General features: G+C 44.5%; 19 protein-coding genes. 18 read left to right on the top strand and 1 reads right to left on the bottom strand.

Translation table 11 applies throughout. The features are described from left to right. The first annotated feature begins 10 nt into the window (after positions 1 to 10). The 14 genes from AC27HD_RS01490 (at position 11) to AC27HD_RS01425 (ending at position 12681) form a co-directional block, all read left to right on the top strand. Positions 11 to 535 carry an LPS-assembly lipoprotein LptE gene (locus tag AC27HD_RS01490; protein WP_487103329.1) on the top strand — a complete coding sequence of 175 codons (525 nt, stop codon included), beginning with the start codon at positions 11 to 13 and terminating at the stop codon, positions 533 to 535. A gap of 16 nt (positions 536 to 551) precedes the next feature. Then, the gene (gene holA, locus AC27HD_RS01485; RefSeq protein WP_487103327.1) at positions 552 to 1580 is read left to right on the top strand and encodes a DNA polymerase III subunit delta; all 1029 of its coding nucleotides are present in this window, start codon (positions 552 to 554) and stop codon (positions 1578 to 1580) included. A 2-nt stretch (positions 1581 to 1582) separates the two neighbouring features. Beyond that, positions 1583 to 2248 (top strand): nicotinate (nicotinamide) nucleotide adenylyltransferase, encoded by a 666-nt coding sequence (gene nadD / locus AC27HD_RS01480; protein WP_487103325.1) that lies wholly within the window; start codon positions 1583 to 1585, stop codon positions 2246 to 2248. 11 nt (positions 2249 to 2259) lie between these two features. Further along, positions 2260 to 2577, top strand: a complete 318-nt coding sequence (gene rsfS / locus AC27HD_RS01475) for a ribosome silencing factor (RefSeq protein WP_032096508.1) — start codon at positions 2260 to 2262, stop codon at positions 2575 to 2577. 88 nt (positions 2578 to 2665) lie between these two features. Next, on the top strand, positions 2666 to 3136 hold the full coding sequence (rlmH, locus tag AC27HD_RS01470; protein WP_032096509.1) for a 23S rRNA (pseudouridine(1915)-N(3))-methyltransferase RlmH: 471 nt from the start codon (positions 2666 to 2668) through the stop codon (positions 3134 to 3136). Between the two features lie 27 nt (positions 3137 to 3163). Further along, the gene (gene mrdA, locus AC27HD_RS01465) at positions 3164 to 5059 is read left to right on the top strand and encodes a penicillin-binding protein 2 (protein WP_487103322.1); all 1896 of its coding nucleotides are present in this window, start codon (positions 3164 to 3166) and stop codon (positions 5057 to 5059) included. Continuing rightward, positions 5059 to 6174: a rod shape-determining protein RodA gene (gene rodA / locus AC27HD_RS01460; RefSeq protein ID WP_032096511.1), complete on the top strand. Its 1116-nt coding sequence runs from the start codon at positions 5059 to 5061 to the stop codon at positions 6172 to 6174. Before mrdA ends, rodA begins: the two co-directional genes overlap by 1 nt. Beyond that, on the top strand, positions 6171 to 7259 hold the full coding sequence (locus AC27HD_RS01455) for a septal ring lytic transglycosylase RlpA family protein (RefSeq protein WP_487103320.1): 1089 nt from the start codon (positions 6171 to 6173) through the stop codon (positions 7257 to 7259). Before rodA ends, AC27HD_RS01455 begins: the two co-directional genes overlap by 4 nt. Positions 7260 to 7492: 233 nt before the next feature. Beyond that, on the top strand, positions 7493 to 8677 hold the full coding sequence (locus AC27HD_RS01450; protein ID WP_052010217.1) for a serine hydrolase: 1185 nt from the start codon (positions 7493 to 7495) through the stop codon (positions 8675 to 8677). 89 nt (positions 8678 to 8766) lie between these two features. Continuing rightward, positions 8767 to 9030, top strand: a complete 264-nt coding sequence (gene ybeD / locus AC27HD_RS01445) for a DUF493 family protein YbeD (RefSeq protein ID WP_032096512.1) — start codon at positions 8767 to 8769, stop codon at positions 9028 to 9030. A 108-nt stretch (positions 9031 to 9138) separates the two neighbouring features. Next, a complete protein-coding gene (gene lipB, locus AC27HD_RS01440; RefSeq protein WP_487103886.1) occupies positions 9139 to 9723 on the top strand; it encodes a lipoyl(octanoyl) transferase LipB in 585 nt (194 codons plus the stop codon). Further along, positions 9716 to 10678 (top strand): lipoyl synthase, encoded by a 963-nt coding sequence (gene lipA, locus AC27HD_RS01435; RefSeq protein ID WP_032096513.1) that lies wholly within the window; start codon positions 9716 to 9718, stop codon positions 10676 to 10678. Before lipB ends, lipA begins: the two co-directional genes overlap by 8 nt. A gap of 141 nt (positions 10679 to 10819) precedes the next feature. Continuing rightward, the gene (gene ansA / locus AC27HD_RS01430; RefSeq protein WP_032096514.1) at positions 10820 to 11827 is read left to right on the top strand and encodes an asparaginase; all 1008 of its coding nucleotides are present in this window, start codon (positions 10820 to 10822) and stop codon (positions 11825 to 11827) included. 11 nt (positions 11828 to 11838) lie between these two features. Beyond that, positions 11839 to 12681, top strand: a complete 843-nt coding sequence (locus tag AC27HD_RS01425) for a DUF2797 domain-containing protein (RefSeq protein ID WP_081926719.1) — start codon at positions 11839 to 11841, stop codon at positions 12679 to 12681. Between the two features lie 107 nt (positions 12682 to 12788). Here the strand turns inward: AC27HD_RS01425 and AC27HD_RS01420 are convergent, their stop codons facing one another. Continuing rightward, the gene (locus tag AC27HD_RS01420; protein WP_487103317.1) at positions 12789 to 13340 is read right to left on the bottom strand and encodes an NAD(P)H nitroreductase; all 552 of its coding nucleotides are present in this window, start codon (positions 13338 to 13340) and stop codon (positions 12789 to 12791) included. Here AC27HD_RS01420 and AC27HD_RS01415 point away from each other — a divergent pair. The 4 genes from AC27HD_RS01415 (at position 13331) to sppA (ending at position 17030) form a co-directional block, all read left to right on the top strand. After that, positions 13331 to 13579, top strand: coding sequence for a hypothetical protein (locus tag AC27HD_RS01415; protein ID WP_487103315.1), 249 nt, complete (start codon positions 13331 to 13333; stop codon positions 13577 to 13579). The two genes, AC27HD_RS01420 and AC27HD_RS01415, sit on opposite strands and share 10 nt — an antisense overlap. Before the next feature lie 66 nt (positions 13580 to 13645). Further along, positions 13646 to 13822, top strand: a complete 177-nt coding sequence (locus tag AC27HD_RS01410; protein WP_487103313.1) for a hypothetical protein — start codon at positions 13646 to 13648, stop codon at positions 13820 to 13822. Between the two features lie 66 nt (positions 13823 to 13888). Then, positions 13889 to 14836, top strand: a complete 948-nt coding sequence (locus AC27HD_RS01405; protein WP_487103311.1) for an MBL fold metallo-hydrolase — start codon at positions 13889 to 13891, stop codon at positions 14834 to 14836. Positions 14837 to 15164: 328 nt separating this feature from the next. Further along, complete coding sequence (gene sppA, locus AC27HD_RS01400; RefSeq protein WP_487103309.1) at positions 15165 to 17030, top strand: signal peptide peptidase SppA; 1866 nt, start codon at positions 15165 to 15167, stop codon at positions 17028 to 17030. The last annotated feature ends 62 nt before the right edge of the window (positions 17031 to 17092 follow it).

The following is a 17092-nucleotide window of genomic DNA, read 5'->3' as shown; positions in this document are numbered from 1 at the left end:
ACTATTGATAATGAATGCACTTTTAAAATTAGTCGGTATTGCAGCGATAGTGAGCACCCTTAGTAGCTGTGGTTTTCACCTGCGTGGCGCCCCCAGCCTTCCTGACAATATCAATACTATCGTAATTGAAAGTGCCAGAGCGCACGCGCCCTTAGCGCGTGCGCTCGACAATAGATTGAACATTTATGGATTAAAGTCACAAGAACGGGGTAGCGACAGCGCGCCGAATGAGAACATCAGTATCTACCTTTTACCGGAAAAGTTGGACCGCCAACTTTTATCCGTTTATCCATCGGGTCAGGTGGCGGAGTACGATCTCATTTATGTGGTGCGTTATCGCGTGTCCTTTCCTAACAAAGAGCCAATGATGGCGCAGTTTGAAGTAGTACGGGATTATCAAGACGACCCCGATCAGGTATTAGCAAAATCGAGAGAGCTAGATTTAATGCTTGATGAAATGCGCGCCGAGGCAGCAGATATGATCATTAGACGCTTATCCGGTCAAGCGGTTGCTGCATTGGACATTGAAAAATGATGACTGACAACTAGGCATGCAAATTTACCCAAACCAGTTTCATCAAGACATCAAAAAAGGTCTGAGACCTTGTTATATGGTGTTTGGGGACGAGCCGCAGCAGAAGTTCGACGTTATCGAGCAAATTCGAGCACAAGCAAAAATAAAGGGCTTTGACGAGAGAACAACCCTGGTTGCTGACACCGGTTTTTCATGGAACCAGCTGCTTGAGGCAACGCAAAGTATGTCTTTGTTTTCAAGCCAGCAATTTATTGAGCTAGAACTTCCCTCCGGCAAACCAGGCACGGAGGGCAGTAAAATGCTGCAAGAAGTCGCCGCTAAACTTAACCCAGATATGCTGCTACTCATTCATGGGCCTAAAATTGGTAAAGACGTACAGCGTGGAAAATGGTTTAAAGTTCTCGACGAAATAGGCGCATCCACACTATGTTATCCTCTTGAAGGACGCCAATTAAGCACTTGGATAAACCAGCAACTCACCTCGCATCAGCTTTCTGTATCACCCAATGGCGCAAAAATGATTTCCGACTTTTGTGAAGGAAATCTGCTAGCCGCTAAACAAGAGATAGATAAACTCGCGCTGCTTTATCCGCATCAGTCTGTAACCGATGAGCAAATTGAGCGAGCCATGGTCGATCAATCCCGCTACAGCGTGTTTCAGCTTGTTGATGTGATGCTTAATGGAGAAAGCACCCGCTGTATTAAAATGCTCTACCGATTAGAAAGTGAGGGTTTAGAGCCAAATATAATCATTTGGGCATTAGTGAGAGAGTGGGAACAGCTGTGGAATTTAAAAGCGGCTGAACAAAAAGGCCAGCCTATACAATGGCAGAAATTTGGTATTTGGCGCAATAAACAAGCGGTATATCAAAATGCAATGCAGCGGCTTTCTTTACAACAGCTAGAAAGTATTCAACACGCGTTGAGTCAAGCCGACCTTGCCTTTAAGCAACAAGTTATCTCCCGTCCTTATGTAAAGCTATGCCACCTGTGTATGATGTTTATGGGTGTAAATTTGGCTAACATCCCGTTATTGGATAAATAGCGGTGGCCTTAAAAGCGATATTGGGCGGTACGTTTAATCCACCCCACTACGGTCACATTACGCCTGCGCTCAATGCCGCAGAAACCTTAGCCATTGACTCTGTTTATCTGATGCCATGCAAGTTGGCGCCTCATAAATCGGTATCAGTGTCTGAAGAGCACAGAGTGAATATGATCAATCTGTGTTGCGAAGAAAACCCTAAGCTTCACGCAGAGCTGATTGAGCTCTCTCTTCCCTCTCCTTCTTATACGGTAAAAACACTGCGAGAATTAAATTCTCAAACCGACGAGACAATCTGTTTTCTCATTGGTGCCGATTCACTGTATAATCTAGATAAGTGGTACGAGTGGGAATGCTTATTAACGTATTGCCACCTTGTTGTAATGCGAAGGGACGACGATAATTTCGCCCCACCACCGGCTGTAGCAGATTGGCTCAAACCCGTTGTTACTCGAGATGCGGCGCAGTTACATCAACGTAAAAATGGATATGTATTGTTAGTTGATACTCCCCTTAAAGCAATTTCGTCAACGCAGTTGCGCAATACCATAACCCAAAAAAACGCAGGGGCTTTAGATAAAGCCGTTCAAGATTTTATTGAAAACTGGATACCAAACAGCGTCATTGAATATATTGATGCCAACCAGTTATATATTGAAGAAAGATAAGAGGAAAAAACTTGGAGAGTCTACAACTTAAGCAGTTTGTTAAAGACAAAATAGATGACATGAAAGGCCGTGATATCATTGAGCTTGATGTTAGAGGTAAGTCGACCATTACAGATACCATGATCATTTGTTCTGGTAATTCAAAACGTCACGTATCCTCAATTGCAGAGAATGTATTGGTTGAAGCGAAAAATGCTGGGCATGCGCCTGGACACGTTGACGGCAAAGACACCGGAGAATGGGTACTGGTTGATTTCGGCGATGTCATTTTGCACGTTATGCAAGATGAAACCCGAGACTTTTATCAACTAGAAAAGCTCTGGTCATAGGGCTCGCCCTAACAGAGCCAGTAATCAGCATGTCTTATATTCATCCACAACAGCCATTAAGGTTAGGACTGTCATTCATGGTGCAGTGTTGAAGATTCAAATTGTTGCTGTGGGAACAAAAATGCCTTCATGGGTATCCGCGGGCGTCGACGAGTTTATCCGTCGATTCCCCAGCGATATGCCCGTGAGCATTACTGAAATACCGGCCGGCAAACGTGGAAAAAACGCAGACATCAAACGGATCCTCGAAAAAGAGGGCGAGCAGATGTTGGCGGCCATTCCCAAAGGCAACCGCGTAGTGACGCTTGAGGTAACCGGAAAGCCATGGGATACACCAATGCTGGCAAAACAGCTAGATAATTGGAAGATGGACGGTAGAGATGTTAGCTTGCTCATTGGTGGTCCTGAAGGATTAGCCCCCTCTTGCATAGCGGCTTCTGAACAAAAGTGGTCATTATCAGCGCTCACACTTCCTCACCCTTTAGTTCGTATTATCCTGGTAGAAAGCGTTTACCGCGCATGGTCAGTCACACAGAATCACCCTTATCATAGAGAATAGAAGCAGTCATTAATGCAAAGGAATTCAATGCACCGTAAGCGCCAAGCTATTCGCGACCACTCAGCGGAAGCCAATCTGTTTGCCCGTCGTGCAACCATTGCCTTTATCATTGTTACCGCCATGCTGGGCATCGTGCTTAACAATCTCTATTCTTTGCAAGTGACACAACACGATGACTATCAAACTCGCTCAAATGGCAATCGCATTAAGGTACTGCCTGTTGCGCCAAATCGGGGGCTAATTTACGACCGAAATGGTGTATTGCTTGCCGAAAATAGACCCGTGTTTAGTTTAGAAGTCATTCCAGAAAAAGTTAACGACATCGATGAAACATTAGCGCGAATTACCACGCTTATGGATATTACTGATGACGAAATTAAACGCTTTCAGAAAAACTTAAAGGGTACTCGCCGCTTCAAACCTATTGTTTTGCGCACGGAACTATCTGAAGAAGAAGTGGCTATTTTCTCAGCCAGTAAGCACAAGTTTAAAGGTGTGCAAATTGAAGCTCGTCTTGCTCGCCATTACCCCTATGCAGAAACCCTCACTCACGTACTTGGCTACGTAGCACGCATTAACAAACGCGATTTACAAAAGATAGTTGAAGCCGGTCAAGAAGATAACTACGCCGCCACCTATGATATTGGTAAGCTTGGCATAGAGAAATACCACGAGGAACTTCTTCACGGCGAGGTAGGCTACCAACAGGTTGAAGTGAATAATCAAGGACGAATAATACGAGTATTAAACGTAGAGCCGCCCACACCAGGCAAAGATATCGTTCTTAATCTCGACCTCACTTTGCAACAAGAAGTTCAGCGTATTTTAGAAGGTACTCGTGGTGCGGTGGTAATTTCAGAAGTAAAGACCGGCGGTGTGCTGGCGCTCTACTCTAACCCAGGCTACGATCCGAATTTATTTGTTCACGGTATCAGCAGTAAAAATTACTCCGCGTTACTCAACTCACCAAACCGGCCGCTCATTAACCGCGCCACTCAAGGCCAATACTCACCCGCATCTACCATAAAGCCGCATCTGGCTTTACTGGGTTTAGAAGACGGTGCGGTCACTGAAGACTACACTATTAAAGATAACGGCCGCTACCGATTACCCAACGTAGACCACGTTTGGCGAGACTGGAAACGATGGGGTCATGGTGAAGTCGACATTGCAAAAGCGATCGAAGTGTCCTGTGACACCTACTATTACGATTTAGCCTATAACTTGGGTATCGATAAAATCAGTGAGGCCATGCGAAATTTCGGCTTTGGTGATTACACGGGTATCGATTTGTACGAAGAATCCGATGCGAATATGCCAAGCAGAGGGTGGAAACGCGCCCGCTTTAATCAACCTTGGTATATTGGTGATACTATTCCTGTTGGCATCGGACAAAGCTTTTGGACCGCCACGCCTATTCAGCTTACCCACTCAATCAACACGTTAGTCAATCGAGGCGAGCGTTACATACCTCAGATCATTCGCGGTTACAGAAACCTTGATGGCACAGACGACCTGATCCCATTGAAAACCTCACGCCCAATCCAGATTAACGATGAGAAGAACCTCGATATTGTATTAAATGCTATGCACGATGTGGTTCATGGCGAAGAGGGAACCGCACGCTTTGCGTTCGCCGACACGCCCTATGAATCTGCGGGTAAGACGGGAACCGCTCAGTTATTTACCGTAGGGCAAGACGAAAAATACAACGCAGACGAAGTGGATGAAAGGCTTCGCGACAACGCCCTCTACGTTGGCTTTGCGCCCTTCGACAACCCAGAAATTTCTATTACGGTGGTGCTAGAAAATGCCGGTGGCGGAAGCTCTAATGCGGCCCCTGTAGCAAGGAAATTAATGGATTTTTATTTTCGAGACAGACGTTTTGAAACCGCAAGTATCGACAGCGAGCTCGACGAATAATGAAAAGAACGGCAATTACGCCAGATAAAATAAGCTTTTTACAGCGCATCCATGTGGATGGCTGGTTGCTGCTTGGCCTGTTGGTCTTAAGTGGCGTTGGACTAGTCACACTCTATTCTGCGTCAGGTCAAGATATGGCGCAGATGGAGCGACAGTTTACTCGCTTAGGTTTAAGCTTTGTCGTTATGGCAATACTGGCTCAACTGCCGCCTGGTTTCTATCGACGCCTTTCACCTTTTGCCTTCGCGGTAGGGCTGCTTATGTTAGTTGCCGTTTTACTTTTTGGTGATATGGGGAAAGGCGCGCAGCGCTGGCTAGACTTTGGCTTTATTCGCTTTCAGCCATCGGAGTTGATGAAACTTGCCGTACCTATGATGGTAGCATGGTATATCAGTAAACATACCCTACCCCCGCGAACGCATCACATTGCACTAGGCTTTACTATGGTGGTAGTGCCCACGGTGCTCATTGCCAAGCAGCCTGATTTAGGCACTTCGTTACTTATTGCAAGCTCTGGTGTGTTTGCCATCTTCCTTGCAGGCATGAGCTGGCGCCTTATTTCTCTGGTAGGTGCGCTTATTGGCGCATTCGCCCCTATCATGTGGTTTTTCTTAATGAAGGACTATCAAAAGCAGCGGGTATTAACGTTTTTAAATCCTGAGAGTGACCCACTTGGCTCGGGCTATCATATTATTCAGTCTCAGATAGCGATTGGCTCCGGTGGCGTTGAGGGCAAGGGCTGGCTTCAAGGTACACAGTCTCAACTAGAGTTTTTACCAGAGCGACATACCGACTTTATCTTTTCTGTTTTTAGTGAAGAGTTTGGTCTTACCGGCGTTATGGTATTACTGGCCATCTATTTGTACATTATTTTACGCGGTTTAATCATTTCTAGCCGGGCTCAAGATGCTTTCTCAAAACTACTTGGCGGCAGCATAACACTAACATTCTTTGTCTATGTATTCGTTAACATGGGCATGGTATCGGGGCTTCTCCCCGTTGTGGGCGTTCCTTTACCACTGGTTAGCTATGGTGGAACATCTATGGTGACATTGATGGCAGGTTTTGGCATTCTTATGTCTATTGCAACGCAAAAACGTTTAATATCCCGATGACCTTGTCACTCTCAATGTTTCCGCAAATTTCAAAGTTAATGCATCAGCTTTGTCATACATCGTTTTTGATGTCATCGGTTTTGTTGTCGTTGCTTTCGTTGTTAAACGCGCCAAATTTAGTTAAGCGTTTCATTCACTCAAGTACCCGAGGCTTTTTGCTTTTCTCATGTGTATCGGCGTTTTTGTTAAGCGGATGTCAGTCAGGCCAAACTGGTCGCTATACACAATCACAAGACTCTGCCCCTAATTACGTGGCTAAACTGCCAGAAACCCTCGACGCTGTGCCCAAGTTCGAAGCCTACCGCACGTTTAACAACAGACCTTATAAAGTCCTTGGCAAACACTATACGCCGATGACCTCAGGCAAAGGCTACGAAAAGGTAGGATATGCCAGTTGGTATGGTCAGAAGTTTCATGGCCACCTTACGTCAAATGGTGAAACGTACAATATGTTTGCCATGAGTGCAGCGCACAAAACCTTGCCTCTACCCTCTTTCGTGAGAGTGACAAACTTAGAAAATAATAAACAAGCAATTGTTCGCGTAAACGATCGGGGCCCCTTTCACGACAATAGGGTAATTGACTTGTCGTATGCCGCTGCGGTGAAGTTGGGCTATCACAGCAAAGGCACTGCAAAGGTAAAACTAGAGGTCATTCATTTCGATGAAGACAATAACGTCACAATAGGCAGTAATCCCACCGTTAGTTATGATGAATACTTGGGTATAGATGTTCCGGATAAGATTGCTACGAGTAAAATAGCACCAAGTAAGATGGCTCAGTCTGAAGTCGTTGAAGAGACAGCACAACGCAATGAACAATCTACAGCCACTCAAAATGAAAGCCCCATCAATGCTGGCGGTATGTTTATTCAGGTTGCAGCTCTATCTAACGCAGAGAAAGCCAAGTCCATAAGCAATGTGTTGTCTGCGTTATATCAGCTCCCCGCCCATCTCCCTGTAAGTAACAACATCTACAAACTTCAGCTTGGTCCTATTGAAGACGAACAAATGATTGAAGACGTGTTAAGTCAGCTTAAACAAAACGGCTACCCACATGCTTATGCAATAAGACAGCCTCAATAGCACTTTCATCGAAACTTTTTCGGTAAACCCTAGTCCTATGTTCAGCCTTGCGATAGACTTCGGTACTAATGTAAGTTCTATTGTAATTTCTATCGAAATTTCTATGACAATCTCTATCTGTCATTTGATATGCAATTACTAATCGCTCTTGATGGGTAGTCTTAGTGGTGAGAACGTCAATCTAAGAGTAGCTGTAAACTCACACGGATATAACTCGGTAAAAGAAATAAACCATGCTCAAAATAATTAAACGCGCTAAAGCGCCTTCACTGTCATTTGCCTTCTTATTGCTTGGCGTATTTTTTAACATTGCTCACGCTGCTGTTGTTACCCCCCCAGCGCCTACTGTAGCCGCAGAAGGTTTTTTGCTTACTGATTTTGAAACCGGTCATGTCATCGCAGAAAAGAATGCTGATATGCAGCTCGCTCCAGCAAGTCTTACTAAAATAATGACTATCTATGTGATCGGGAAAGAACTTCAGTCGGGCAACATAAGCCTTGATGATGAAGTCACTATTTCAGAAAACGCATGGGCGAAGAAATTTCCAGATTCTTCGAAAATGTTTATCGAAGTAGGTACACAGGTTTCAGTAAGCGATCTACTTCGCGGTATCGTGGTGCAATCAGGTAACGACGCGTGTGTGGCTATGGCAGAACATGTAGCAGGCTCTCAATCGGCCTTTGCAAGCATGATGAATGCGCATTCTCAGGCCCTTGGATTAACCAGCACCAACTGGGTTAATGCACATGGTTTACACGACCCAGACCACTACACCACACCCCGTGACATGGCAGTGCTATCTCGCGCACTTATTGCTGAAACGCCAGAAATGTACGCGATTTACAGCGAAAAAGAATTTACGTTTAACGGCATTAAGCAATATAACCGCAACAGCTTGTTGTGGGATAAAAGCCTCAATGTTGACGGTATCAAAACTGGACATACATCTGATGCAGGTTACAGCCTAATAACATCAGCAGAGCAAGGCGACATGCGCCTAATTTCAGTTGTTATGGGCACCGACAGCGAGCGAGCGCGTAAGGTTGAAAATAAGAAGCTGCTTAAATACGGCTTCCGCTTTTTTGAAACCGTCATTCCTTATGAAGCTGGTCAGAGCTTTGTAGCACACCGAATTTACATGGGTGACAGAGAAACTGTAGACCTTGGAATTAATCAATCTACCCCCATTACCATTCCACGCGGTCAAGCTGAGAACCTAGAAGCTAATTTTGAGCTAGATAAAAAGCTTGAAGCACCACTGGCGAAAGGACAAGTTGTTGGAAAGCTTTACCTTCAGCTTGGTGGTGAAGACGTCGCTAGCTATCCCCTTGTTACACTTCAAGAAGTGAAGGAAGGCAGCATGTTCAACCGCCTAAAAGATTACATAATGCTTCAAATTGGTTTTGACGACGAATAAATAATTGCGTTAACACCTAGTTGTGAAGCGGCCAGATTGATACAATCTGGCCGTTTTTTTATATAAAGTTTACATACCGAGAATATCGCATGGATACCCGTTTCGACGAACTGTTAGATTTTCCCACACACCAGACGTTTAAAATAATGGGCGTTGCCCATGAAGACTTACCTGAACAGGTAATATCGTGCTTGCAGCAGCACGCGCCTGGTGATTATGTGCCCGCTATAAAGCCTAGCAGCAAAGGCAGCTATCACTCATTGTCACTAAGCGTACGAGTAACCAGCAAAGAACATATGGAAACCATTTACACCGAGCTGGCCAAGCTAGAATTAGTTAGGGTTGTTCTGTAAGTGAGTACGCAAGACCAGGTTGCTAAAGCCAGCGATGACGTTAGCTCAAAAAGTGACGTCATTATTCGCCAGTTGGGACGTCAATCTTACGAACCAATTTGGCAAGCAATGCAGCGCTTTACTGATGAGCGTGACAATGACACTACTGATGAAATTTGGCTAGTGGAACACGACCCCGTGTTTACACAAGGTCAAGCTGGAAAGGCAGAGCATATATTGTTGCCTGGCGATATTCCTGTTGTACAAGTTGATAGAGGTGGCCAAGTCACCTATCACGGCCCAGGTCAGCTAGTAATATATTTGCTTTTAAACATTAAACGTAGAAAATTAGGCGTAAGACATCTGGTCACCGCAATGGAAGAAGCGGTGGTAGGATTGCTAGCCCCCCATGATATTACTGCTTATCCAAAGCCAGACGCACCAGGCGTTTACGTCAACGAGCAAAAGGTCTGCTCACTTGGCTTAAGAATACGTAATGGTTGCTCATTTCATGGACTAGCGTTAAATGTTAATATGGATTTATCACCGTTCCAGCGTATTAATCCATGCGGCTATGCAGGTATGGAAATGACGGACACCGCGCGTCTTAACGGTCCCGATTCGCTTGAACAGGCTGGCAATGAGCTTGTACGCTTATTACTAGAGGCGCTTTCCTTTACGGAAACAACATATAAAGAAGGTTTTGATGAGTAACGCACGACCTACAGCGGGGGTAAAACTCCGAGATGATGAAAAAGTAAAACACATTCCAATCACCATTGTTCCCACTGAAAAGGAAGAAATGCTGAGGAAGCCTGAGTGGATCAAGATTAAACTTCCCCGCTCTACGGAAAAAATTGATCACATCAAGCGTACGCTTAGAAAGAACAATCTGCACTCGGTTTGCGAAGAAGCAAGCTGTCCAAATTTAGCTGAGTGCTTTAATCATGGTACTGCAACGTTCATGATCCTTGGTGATATATGCACACGTCGCTGTCCGTTTTGCGATGTTGCTCATGGTAAGCCATTACCACCAAGCGCTGAAGAGCCTGAAAAGCTAGCTAAAACCATTGCAGAGATGAATCTTCGCTATGTGGTTATTACCTCGGTTGACCGAGATGACCTGCGCGATGGCGGTGCACAGCATTTTGTAGACTGCATTAATGCCATTCGAGAGCACAGCCCTACTACCACTATTGAAGTGCTAGTACCCGATTTCAGAGGGCGAATGGACCGTGCACTTGAGATATTTAAAAATGGTGAGCCTGATGTGTTCAATCACAACTTAGAAACCATTCCTCGCCTTTACCGCGAGTGTCGTCCTGGTGCTAATTATCAGTGGTCCCTTGATTTGCTCAAAAAGTTTAAAGCGCAGCACCCTCACATTAAAACCAAATCTGGTTTGATGATGGGAATGGGTGAAGAAAACGAAGAGATCCAAGGTGTATTAAGAGACCTTCGTGATCACGACGTTGATATGCTGACGCTAGGGCAATACCTACAGCCCAGCCGTCACCACTTCCCTGTGAAGCGATACGTGCACCCCACTGAGTTTGATGCTCTAGGCGATTACGCGAAAGAAATAGGATTTACCCACGCAGCGTGTGGTCCAATGGTACGTTCAAGTTACCATGCCGATCAGCAAGCTGCCGGTGTAGAAGTAAAATAGGCATATCTATGTCAATAAGAGGCGGCCGTTAATAGCGAGCCGCCTTTTTTGTATAACGAGTGACAAAGTAAGGACGACTGCTAAAATGCAGCCACACTTATTTATCGCAAAAAATTGCAAAAAGCAGACAACAGGGTATTCATGCGTAAACATATTTATATCGCCTATACAGGCGGCACCATAGGGATGAAGCCATCGAGTCAAGGGTATGTACCTGCTGCTGGGTTTTTAACAGAAACTCTGGCGAAAATGCCTGAGTTTAACCGCAGTGAAATGCCCCTTTTTACTATTCATGAGTACGACAATTTAATCGACTCTTCGGATATGGATCCATCTGATTGGCAACGTATTGCAGACGATATAGCTGATAACTATAACGATTACGACGGCTTTATTATTTTGCATGGTACCGACACCATGGCTTACACGTCGTCTGCTTTAAGTTTTATGCTCGAAGACCTCGCTAAGCCGGTGATAGTGACGGGCTCTCAAATACCGCTGGCTGAACTGCGCTCAGATGGTCAGGTAAACCTGTTAAATGCCCTGTTTATTGCCGCCAACTACCCTATCGCAGAAGTTGGGTTATTTTTTAACAATCGTTTACTGCGCGGAAATCGCAGCCGTAAGGTAGATGCAGACGGCTTTAATGCCTTTGACTCACCTAACTTTCCTCCTTTACTGGAAGCCGGAATAAATATTCGGCTTAAAGCCGGTGAATTAGCAAAAGCGTCAGATAAAAAGCTGACCGTTTCTAATGTATCCGCTCAGCCCATCGGCATGGTGAGCCTGTATCCGGGAATTGCGCCTGAAGTTATTAAAAACACGCTGCAGCAACCGGTTAATGCACTCATACTATTAAGTTATGGTGTGGGGAATGCACCTCAAAACCCAAAACTGATTGAGCAGTTGCAATACGCTAAATCGAGAGAAATACCGGTGGTTAACTGCACTCAATGCATGCGCGGTAGAGTAAACATGGGTGGATATGCAACCGGCCATGGCCTTCAAGAAGTTGGCGTGCTCTCGGGCAGTGACATGACCCCAGAGGCTGCACTAGCAAAACTGCATTATTTATTAAGTAAAAATCTCTCGTTTGAACAAATCAATTTACTGCTCACCGCCAACCTGCGCGGCGAGTTAAGCGAATAAGGTACTAAATTTTGACACAAAGTTATTCTGGTGCATTACGAAAAATGCGTACTCATGCATTTGATAATAATGAAGTTTGCTATGAACTCCCTATTGGAGATAGCAGCGTAGACATGAACGCACTGATAGGACGGGAGATTTCATTGTCCTTTAACAATGAAATTCACTGTGTTCACTGCAGCCGAAAAACCAAAAAGAGTTTCAACCAGGGTTATTGCTACCCTTGCCTAATTTCACTTGCTCAGTGCGACAGCTGTATTATAAAACCTGAAAAGTGCCACTACCACGAAGGTACGTGTCGCGAGCCAGAATGGGGCGAAGCCCACTGCTTTAACGAACACTTTGTCTACTTAGCTAATACAGGCAACGTGAAAGTGGGTATTACCCGAGAAATAACCGAATCTGTCTCGCCTCGCTGGATGGACCAAGGCGCAACGCAAGCCACGGTTATGTTGCGCGTTCCAGACAGGTTAACTAGCGGGCTTGTGGAAACGTTATGCAAAAACCATATTGCCGATAAGACTAACTGGCGCACCATGTTAAAAGGCAAGCCAGATGAAGTGGATTTGATAGCGGTAAAACACGAGCTCATGGAGAAAATTTCCGATGAACTTGCTGCATTAAAACAAGAAAAAGGGCTTCAAGCTGTATCTGAGGTAGAGTCGAAAGTACATCAAATCAACTTTCCCGTAGACACTTACCCAGAAAAAATAAAGTCGATTAATCTCGACAAAACCCCTGACTTTTCTGGTGAGCTTAAGGGTATTAAAGGGCAATACTGGATGCTTGATGGCGACAGGGTCATCAACATCCGAAAATTTGCTGGCTATAACGTCACGCTTCAAGTTTTCTAGACGTTACGCTTAAAGCCATATTTTATAGATGCCACAAAGAAAATGAGCTGCTAAAGGCGCACGCAACGTGCGCCTCAACACTTATCTTCAGTAGCAGGTATTTTTCATTAACTCCAATGCTCAAAAAACGCAGTAGTGTCACGCTCTGGCTTTGGTGCTGGCTCGAAAGCTGGCGTACCTAAATACAAAAACCCAACGAGTTCGTCTTCTTCTGACATCCCTAGCCCACTTTTGACAACGGGACACTGCGCATAGCTACCGGTGCGCCACATTCCGTTAAACCCTTGTGCTACCGCCGCCATCTGCATGGCCATAACACCACAAGAGGCAGACGCTATCTGCTCAACACGAGGGACTTTTTCGTGCTCTTTATATTGTGCAATGGCAACAATGACCATAGGCGCACGCAAAGGAAGTTGTGGCGCCCTATCTATTTCTTTCTGACTTTTGTCGTTTTCAATTGCGGATGCTTCAAAAAGTGACCCAAGCTTGTTTAACCCTTCACCTTGGCATACCACAAATCGCCATGGGGTAAGGCAAGCATGATCAGGGGCACGTAATGCCGCTTGCATAATATTTTCCAGCGCATCTCCGCTTGGAGCAGGCTCTTTTAAGCGTGGCTGAGAGCTTCGATTAAGAAGTAAAGTTAGTGCATCCACTTTGGGGCCTCCTTGATGACGCCTCATTGAAACAAGATCTTGATGTACTGTGGCGTCAGTATTTTGATAAAGAAACTAATTCGTTTGCGCGTCAATCTTACGGAGGTCAGCCGTGGCTGTCGACCCTAACCACCCTGTTTGAGATTAAAGAAAGTCATTTAATCGCAACGCAGTATATTAATTACATATTCTGCGATGTTTTAAAGAGTGACCTGTGCAAAGTCTGTGTGCTTGTGTAATCCTTTTATTGTCAGATTACGTATTTTTAATATTCACAATGCACTGCAAATAAGGAGATTAAGATTTTGAACAAGCCATCTAATACAACTCCTAATGCTTCTCCATTGTCTCGTTTGATGAAAAAAGGCCAGTCAAAAACAGGTTATAAATCAACCTCTGGAAACTTGCTTATGCAGATGAGTGAAAACGACCACAAACGAATTGCTAAACTAATTGCCAATTGGTTAGAACGCGATAAATAGTGACATAGCACTCGTCTGTAGCGCTATGTATATATGAAATAAACGAACGGGAATAACGGAGGATTCGTGAGAAGTGTACTGATACATCTGTTTGTAATGGTTTTTTCAATAGCGGTCGTAGTCGGTTGCAAAGCCGTATCTAACGAAGTAAGGGAAGAACAACCTGAGAATACTGCAAAGGCGAGACTGAGTGAGTTACCTGACGCGCTCACATCAAGCGAGCTTTTTGACACCACTATTCTTACACCCACTCAGTTGTTTGATAATTTCTACTTTGTTGGGTATGTCAGCGTCGGTACCTTTGTTATACAAACCTCCGATGGAATTGTACTCATCGACTCGATGTGGACGCCAAACGATGCCAAAACGGTGATCGTACCGGGAATGATAGAACTTGGATTAGACCCTAGCGACATCAAGTTTGTTTTGATAACACATGGGCACAGCGATCACTATGGCGGCGCGCACTATTTTGAACAGGAATATGGGGCCAAAATATTAATGCGGGAACAAGAGTGGCGTTTTATTAATAACCCAGAGGCACCAGTCTTAACAGATCCCTTTGGCAATTACTCTACAGAAATACCCACTCCAACGACCTATACATCTATGGCTGATAAAGACGTCTTAAACTTCGGGGATACCCAAGTAACCATTCTTGCCACACCGGGGCACACACCAGGCGCGACATCGCTCATAATATCAGCAGAAGATGGTGGAAAAAAACATACTGTAGCGTTATGGGGCGGAACAGGATTACCAGATACATTAGAGGCAAATAAACGTTACCTTCAATCTCTAAACTACTTTCAAAGCGTCGTTAATGAAAAAAGAGCCGACGTCACTATTTCAAATCATCCGTTTTCGAATAATTTAATAGAGAAAATGAAATTATTGAACCAACAGAAAGCGTCTATGCCAAATCCGTTGGTCGTCGGCAATGAAGCTATCAACGATTACATAGACAACGAATTAAGAAATAATGTGAAGGAAAAAATTTCATCACTGGATTAGCTATGGCTTGCCTTTATTGAACTATGGCCGTGTTTATCCAATATAAATTAACGTTGATTTCATTGTTGGCTTGACGCTAAAAAGACTGTACTGATGGGGAAATAAAATGAGTTCCGTCGTTATGCGGTATATATTTGATTGTCCGTTACTTACTAGTTTTAAGGTGCTGAATGCTGTTTTATCGGTGGAAGTTACAAAAAATTACAATTAACTTAGCGATCTTATGCGAAACAGGTAACATAATGACATTAGTGTAGTTGGATTTACCATCGCACATAGCGCTTAAAAATTTGAAAAACAATCACACTTTAGAAAAAGGTAGTAAAATATGGCGGCCAAGGGAAATTGGACTAAATCCTTGTTTATTGGCTTGTGGACGGTACTGAACTTCACCCGCAAACTTTTCTTCAACGTAATATTCATTGTAATTTTCGTTGGCATAATCATGGCCATCGCGAACCAAGACGGTGAGCAGCTGACAGTTAAATCCGATAGTGCGCTATACCTCACACTTAATGGCCAGCTGGTGATTGAAAAAGAGAGCGTTGACCCCTTCGAGCAGTTTTTGCAAGAGTCATTAGGCAGCGAACCCGACAATCCAGAAGTGCTTGTACGTGATGTCGTAGATGTGCTTGAAAACGCGGCAAAAGACAGAAGAATTAAAGCACTCGTCCTAGATCTTCAAGGGCTTACTGGTGGTGGACTAGACAAGCTTCGCGTTGTTGCAGAGGCCATTGAGTCATTTAAAGAATCTGAAAAGCCTGTTTACGCAATAGGCGATTATTACTCGCAAGATCAATACTACTTAGCAGCCCAAGCTGACAAAGTGTACCTTAATCCTATGGGTGGCCTGTTGCTTGAGGGTTACGGCCGTTACGGTATGTATTTTAAAGACATGCTAGATAAACTCAAAGTGACTACACATATATTCAGAGTGGGCACATACAAGTCGGCAGTCGAGCCGGTCATGAGAAATGACATGTCTGCTGAAGCAAAAGAAGCAGAAAAGCAGTGGTTAGACGGATACTGGAAGCAGTATAAAGAAGATGTTGCAGCCGCCCGCGGTATAGACGTCACTAACTTTGATGAAACGGCTAACGAATTGCTGTCTAAGTTTGAGGCTGCTGGAGGCGATTTCGCTCAATATGCCTTAGATAACAATTGGGTAGATGCACTAAAAACCCGTGAAGAAGTGAGACAAGAGCTTATCGAATTAGTGGGTGAAGGTGATAACCAGCAGGGAATCAACCTAACAGCCTTTAACACCTACCTAAAAGTCATTAATCCGCCGATGCCTAAGGTCAATAATGACATGGACAAGGTGGCAATCGTAGTGGCGAAAGGTACCATCTTAGACGGTAATCAAAAAGCCGGTACGATTGGTGGCGACAGCACAGCACGATTACTGCGTCAGGCTCGCTTAGACGACAATATTAAAGCAGTAGTGCTTCAAATAGACTCACCAGGCGGCAGTGCTTTTGCCTCAGAAGTGATTCGCCAAGAAATATTACAGCTGCGTCAAGCGGGTAAACCGGTTATCTCTTCAATGAGTACTTATGCAGCATCTGGCGGTTATTGGATAGCAGCAAGCACTGATAAAATTATTGCAAGCCCAAGTACAATCACAGGGTCAATTGGTGTGTTTGGTATGTTTATGACGTACGAAAATTCACTAGACTATTTAGGCATACACAGCGATGGCGTTGGCTCTACTGACATTGCAGGCTTATCGCCAGCAAGAGCGCTCTCTCCGGCGTTTGGGCAAATCCTTCAGCGCAATGTGGAAAACACTTACGGAAACTTTTTATCACTAGTAGCAAACGCTAGGGATATGACTGTTGAAGAAGTCGACACTGTTGCTCAGGGGCGCGTGTGGATTGGTGAAGACGCATTAGAGTTAGGGCTTGTTGATGAGCTTGGTGAGCTTGATGATGCAGTAGCAACTGCTGCTGAATTCGCTGAACTAGAAAACTACGACACAGTGTATGTGCAGCGCAGCCTTTCTGCTCAAGAACTGTTTTGGAAGGAATTCTTTGGTCAGGCTATGACATTTGTTAGTAAATGGCAGTTCGCTAACAGCAACTCTGCGCTTATCAATGAATTTAAACGCGTTATGGGTGAGTTTAATACCCTCAATGAGCTTAACGATCCAAAAGGCACGTACATATTGTGCTTACCTTGCGATGTGAGATAATAATCCAGTGACATTTACCTCACAAAGCTTTAAAAAAACGCCGTCTTAAACGGCGTTTTTTT

The organism is Alteromonas sp. 4NS20-0143, from assembly GCF_057542855.1.
Note: the sequence above shows the minus strand (reverse complement) of the source record. Positions and strands in the feature narration are given on the sequence as shown.